Below are 5,952 nucleotides of genomic sequence, written 5' to 3' on the forward strand. Positions count from 1 at the left end.
CCCGCGTCGCATCGCACTGGGCGCGCTGGATGGCCGGAAGCACCTTGTAGGGAATGGAGGCAAAGATGAGATCCGCCATGTCGGTGGTGATGCCGTTGGCGAGCGCGTCCTCCGAGTAGAGTGCGCCGAGGGCAAGCTCCATCAGCGTGTCGGACTTCACGATGTGGGTGGACGAGCGCTGCACCATGGTGACGTCCACCCCGGCCTCCCACAGCGCCGCGCAGATGTCGTGCGCGGAATTGTTGGAGCCGACCACGACGACCGACTTGCCCTTGTAGTCGTCCGGCCCCGGGTGCTCAGAGGAGTGCTGGATTTGCCCGGCAAAGAAATCCGCACCCGGCAGGGCGGGCATGTTCGGCACGCCGGACATGCCGGTGGCAAGGACAAGCTGCTTGGGCTTCAGGACCACCTCTTCGCCGTCCCGGTCCACCACCACGGTCCATTCGCCGCTTGCCTCGTCGTAGCTGGCCGAGCGGGCCGTCGTCTTGGTCCAGTAGTTGAGCTCCATGATCTTGGTGTAGCTCTCCAGCCAGTCGCCGATTTTGTCCTTGGGGCTGAAGACGGGCCAGTGATCGGGGAACGGCAGGTAGGGCAGATGGTCGTACCAGACCGGGTCGTGCAGGCAGAGCGACTTATAGCGCTTGCGCCAACTGTCGCCGGGACGCTCGTTCTTCTCCACGATGATGGTGGGGACCCCGAGGCGGCGCAGACGCGCACCCAGCGCAATGCCGCCCTGCCCGCCACCGATGATGAGGCAGTATGGCTGCTCGCTGTAGCCGGAATAGGCGATCCGCGACATTGCTTCATTCGAGCAAAATGTTACGGTATAACATTGCGTTTTCCCAGGAGACTCCATGTCCGCCCAGCTACCCGTCACCGTGCTCTCCGGCTTTTTGGGCGCGGGAAAGACCACGCTACTGAACCACGTTCTGAACAACCGCGAAGGGCGGCGCGTTGCCGTCATCGTCAACGACATGGGCGAGGTGAACATCGACGCGGCGCTGCTGCGCAGTGGAGTGTCCATGCAGCAGGTGGACGAGAAGCTGGTGGAGCTCACCAACGGCTGTATCTGCTGCACTCTGCGCGAGGATCTCTTGGAGGAGGTGGCACGCCTTGCGGAGGAGAAGCGCTTCGACTACCTGCTGGTGGAGTCGACCGGCGTCTCCGAACCGTTGCCCGTGGCCGAGACCTTCACCTTCGAAGATGAGCAGGGGCGATCGCTGTCCTCCCTGGCCCGCCTCGACACGATGGTCACCGTCGTCGACGCCTTCAACTTCCCGCGCCTCATGGCGGAAGCCGAGACCTTGAAGGAAAAGGGCATGGAGGTTGCCGAGGAGGACGAGCGCAACGTGGCGGACCTCCTGATGGATCAGATCGAGTTCAGTAACGTCATCGTGGTGACGAAGATCGATCTCGTCTCCAAGGCCGATGCGGACGCGTTGATCGCCACCCTGCGCCGTCTCAACCCGAGCGCGCAGGTGCTGACGGCCGATCAGGGCAACCTCCCCACGGAGGCGATCCTAGGCACCGGCCGCTTCTCCATGGAGGAGGCGGAGCGCGCCCCGGGTTGGCTGGTGGAGATGCGCGGTGAGCACGTGCCCGAGACCGAGGAGTACGGCATCGGTAGCTTCGTGTACCGCGCCCGCCGGCCGTTCCATCCCCAACGCTTGTACGACTTCCTGGTGGCCGGCTGGCGCTACGGCAACCTGATTCGCTCCAAGGGCTACTTCTGGCTCGCCTCGCGCTTCGATGAGGCGGGAGCCTGGTCGCAGGCCGGCGGCATCATGAACCACGGCTTCGCTGGCTTGTTCTGGGCCGCGATGCCGGAGCAGGGCTGGCCGACCGACGCGGAAACCCGCGCATCGATTCGCTCCCAGTTCGAAGGGCCCTTTGGCGACCGTCGGCAGGAGATCGTGTTCATCGGCCAGACCCTGGACGAGGCTGCCGCGCGCCGCGCCCTCGACGCGTGTCTGCTCGACGACACGGAGCTGGCGGCAGGCCCCAGCGCCTGGACCGCCTACCCCGACCCCTTCCCCCAGTGGACCGCCGAAACCGCAGATGAGGATCTGGCTTCATGATGATGAACAGTGTGTTTAGCGATCAGTTAGGTGACTTCTCCGCCCTCTACGACGACGTGGAGTTGGTGAGCGTGGAGCGCCCGAGCGAGATCGCGAGCCCGCTCGCCCGCGCGGCCGCAGATTGGATGGCGACGGGGGGGAAGGTGGAGACCCAGTGGACCCAAGCCGCTGGTGAGCCGGATGCCGCACGCATCGCCCTGGCGCCGATCCGCGACGAAGTGCTGCGCGCGGCGCTGTGTGAGGAGATCAGCGAGGGCGTCGAACTGCTCTCGGATCTGCTCAACTGCTCCACCGTGGGCGTTCGCGCCGCCACCCTGAGCGGCCCGATGTGCCCGCGCTTCCACACGGACATGGTGCACTGTCGCATGTTGATCACCCTGGCCGGCCCCACGACCGAGTGGATCGCCCACGATGAGGTGGACTTCGAGTGCCTCGCCGATCGCAGCTCGCAGGACGTGCCCGTGCGCAGCGGCGGTCACGTGCGCACGCTCGACCCGGGGGCCTGGTCCCTGCTCAAGGGCGGCCGTTGGGATCACGAGTTCCAGGGGGTGGTGCACCGCTCGCCTCACGACGAGGCCAAGCGCCTGCTCTTGTCGTTCGATCCCTTGTTCGTCTCCTAGGAAGCCCCTAGCTGGCGCAGCCGCGCGCTAGCGCGAACTCTCCTCGGCGCTCGCGGTCCCAAGTCGGGCGCGCCCCCGGCTTGCCGAGGATGTTCAAGAACGGGCAGGGGAGCGTTAGCATGGCTTCCCGCTCGCCCACCTACCCAACGGACGAAGTCGCGGTCTTTCGATGAGTGAGGGTCCTGCCCGCGCTGCATCGAGAGGCCGGCGCGAAGGAACAGAAGGACCACCACCCGTGAATCGCACCGCTCCCGCCCTACTTCTCACCGGTCTCGTCGCGGCCTCCGCCCTGGCACAGGACGGCACGCGCATGCTGCGCTACCCAGATCTGCACGCGGATCAGGTGGTCTTCAGCTACGCCGGCGATCTCTGGTTGGCGCCCGTGGACGGCAGGGCCCAGGCGCGGCGCCTGACCTCCCACCCTGGCCTCGAGCTCTACCCGCGCTTCTCGCCGGACGGCTCCCAAGTGGCCTTCACCGGGCAGTACCGCGGTGACGAGCAGGTTTACGTCATCGATGTGGCCGGCGGCGAACCCAAGCAGCTCACCTACTACCCGACCCAGGGTCCGCTGCCTGCGCGCTGGGGCACGGACCACCAGGTGTACGACTGGAGCCCCGACGGCAGCAAGGTGCTGTTCCGCTCCGTGCGCGAGGACTTCAACGATCCGCGCCTGTACGAGGTGTCCGTGAAAGGCGGCCTGCCGGCCGTGCTGCCCATGCCACGTGCGGGCTCCGGCGTGTTCTCACCGGACGGCACACGCGTGCTCTACGCGCCGCTCTTCCGTGACTTCCGGACGTGGAAGCGCTATCAAGGCGGTTGGGCGCAGGATCTGTACGTCTACGATCTCAAGAACGACACGTCAGCACCGATCGCGACGGATCAGCGCACGGAGCGCGACCCCGTCTGGCTGCCCACGGGCATGTTCTTCGTCTCCGATCGCGACGGCATCCTGAACCTCTACGCGGCTGGCGACGGTGGCAACGCGGAGCAACTCACCGCCCACGGCACGTGGGACATCAAATGGGCGAGTGGCGATGGCGTGTCGCGGATCGTCTACGAGGTGGAGGGGCTGATCGGCCTCTACGACACCAAGTCCCGCCAGGAGCGCATGCTCAGCATCGACGTGCCGGACGACCGCGTACGCCGTACCGCACGCCGTATCGAGGTGCAGAAGCAGATCGAGGACTACTCGGTGTCGCCGGCGGCGGAGCGGATCGCCGTGACCGCTCGCGGCGATGTGTTCAGCGTGCCCGCCGAGCACGGCGTGACGCGCAACCTCACGCGCAACGCGAACGCCCACGATCGTGAGGCCGCGTGGTCACCGGACGGCACCCACATCGCCTTCATCAGCGACCGCAGCGGCGAAGAGCAGGTCTACGTGGTGGACAGCGCCGGCGGCGATGCGCGAGCGCTCACCACGCTGGAGCCCTTGCGGCTCTACGGTCCGCGTTGGGCCCCGGATGGAGAGTCGCTGGCGTTCCACGATCACCAGGGCCGCGTGCACCTGGTGGACTTGCAAGGTAAGCACCGGATCGTCGCGACGTCCCCCTACGGTGTCATCGACGACTACCAGTGGGCCCCCGACTCCCAGTGGATCACCTACTCCCGCCAGACCGAGGAAGGCATGTACGCCGTGTTCGTCTGGTCCCGCAAGGACGGTGAGACCCGCACCGTGAGCGAGCCCCTGTTCCAGGCCTTCGGTCCCGCCTTCGGCCACGACGGCAAGCACCTCTACTTCTTGAGCGACCGCCAGTTCGCGCCGCAGATCGGCGCCTTCGAATGGAACTACGTGGGCGATCGCGAGACCGGCATCTTCGCCCTCGCGCTCACCAAAGATGCTCCCAATCCCTTCGGCCCGCGCAACGACGAGGTACCGTCGGCGGAGGAAGATGAGGACGAGGACAGCGAGAAGAAGGAGAAGGACGACAACGAGGAGGGAGCCGATGAGGTGAGCGTGGTCATCGACTTCGATGGTCTTGCCCAGCGCGTCATCCGCGTGCCCGTGGAGGCGGACAACATCGCCGCCATCATGCCCCTCGCCGAGCACCTGCTCTACGTGACCACCGGGCCCTTCTACTACGGCCGCTCGCCCGACGTGAAGACCACCCTGCGGGCACTCGAGATGAAGTCGCGCGAGAGCAAGGAGATCGTGGCCGACATCTCCGGCGTCGTGCGCTCTGCTGACGGTAAAGCCGTGGTGGTGCGTACCGGGGGCGGCCTCAAGCGCATCGAACTCGCCAAGCCTGGCGACGCCAAGGCGATCAGCACGGCGAATCTGATCCTGTACCGCGCGCCGGCAGACGAGTGGCTGGTCGCCTTCGACGAGGTGTGGCGACGCTTCCGCGACTACTTCTACGTGCGCAACATGCACGGCTACGACTGGGAGGCGCTGCGGGATCGCTATCGGCCCCTCGTCCAGCACGTGTCCACCCGCGAGGACTTGAACACCCTGATCGGCGAGATGATCGCGGAGCTGAACGTGGGCCACGCCTACGTGCAGGGCGGTGATCTGCAAGCGCCGAAGCGCTCATCAGCGGCCTTGCTAGGTGCTCGCTTCGAAGCGGACAAGACAGCCGGTCGCTACCGCATCGCGCACCTCTACGCGGGCCACAACGCCGAGGCCAAGTATCGCTCGCCCCTGACCGAGGTGGGCGTGGGCGTCGAGGTGGGCGACTACGTGATCGCCATCGACGGGCGCGAACTGACCCTCGCCGACAACCCCTACGATCTGCTCACGGACCGCGGCGCGCAACCGGTGGAACTCACGGTGAGCAGCACGGCGAAGGCGGACGACACCCGTCGCGTGCTGGTGGACCCGATCGCTGACGAGACTTCCCTGGTCTACCTGGAGTGGGTGGAGAAGAACCGCCTCTACGTGGCAGAGAAGACCGACGGCCAGGTGGGCTACGTGCACATCCCCGACATGGGCTCGGCCGGCATCTATGAGTTCATCAAGTGGTACTACCCCCAGCTGCGTAAGCGGGGTCTGATCGTCGACGTGCGCGGCAATGGGGGCGGAAACGTCTCGCAGATGATTCTGCGTCGCCTGATGCAGCGGCCGCTGGCCTACGGTCACCAGGCCCACAACCAGTGGACCAACACCTACCCGGCTACCGCCTTCACCGGGCCGATGGTGGCCTTGATCAGCGAAAACTCCGCCTCCGACGGGGACATCTTCCCGTACTTCTTCCGCGAGGCGAAGCTAGGGCCTCTGATCGGTAAGCGCACCTGGGGCGGCGTTGTGGGGATCACCA

The 5,952-nt window shown here is 66.2% G+C and carries 3 protein-coding genes and 1 pseudogene; 3 read left to right on the forward strand and 1 reads right to left on the reverse strand.

Annotation, left to right across the window (positions count from 1 at the left end; translation table 11 throughout):
* Window positions 1-778, reverse strand: a pseudogene (locus AAF184_24320) (NAD(P)/FAD-dependent oxidoreductase).
* A gap of 76 nt (window positions 779-854) precedes the next feature.
* On the opposite strand from AAF184_24320, the gene zigA reads away from it, so the two are divergent.
* From zigA to AAF184_24335, 3 genes are all read left to right on the forward strand, one after another.
* Window positions 855-2,078: a zinc metallochaperone GTPase ZigA gene (gene zigA, locus AAF184_24325; protein MEO0425482.1), complete on the forward strand. Its 1,224-nt coding sequence runs from the start codon at window positions 855-857 to the stop codon at window positions 2,076-2,078.
* Entirely contained in the window at window positions 2,075-2,698 is a 624-nt protein-coding gene (locus tag AAF184_24330; GenBank protein MEO0425483.1) for a DUF1826 domain-containing protein, read from the forward strand. The genes zigA and AAF184_24330 overlap by 4 nt, the downstream gene beginning before the upstream one ends.
* A 235-nt stretch (window positions 2,699-2,933) precedes the next feature.
* The coding region (locus tag AAF184_24335) for a S41 family peptidase (GenBank protein ID MEO0425484.1) at window positions 2,934-5,952 on the forward strand (3,019 nt) is incomplete at its 3' end.

Source organism: Pseudomonadota bacterium, from assembly GCA_039815145.1.
In the GTDB taxonomy this organism is placed as follows: Bacteria; Pseudomonadota; Gammaproteobacteria; order Steroidobacterales; family JBCBZW01; genus JBCBZW01.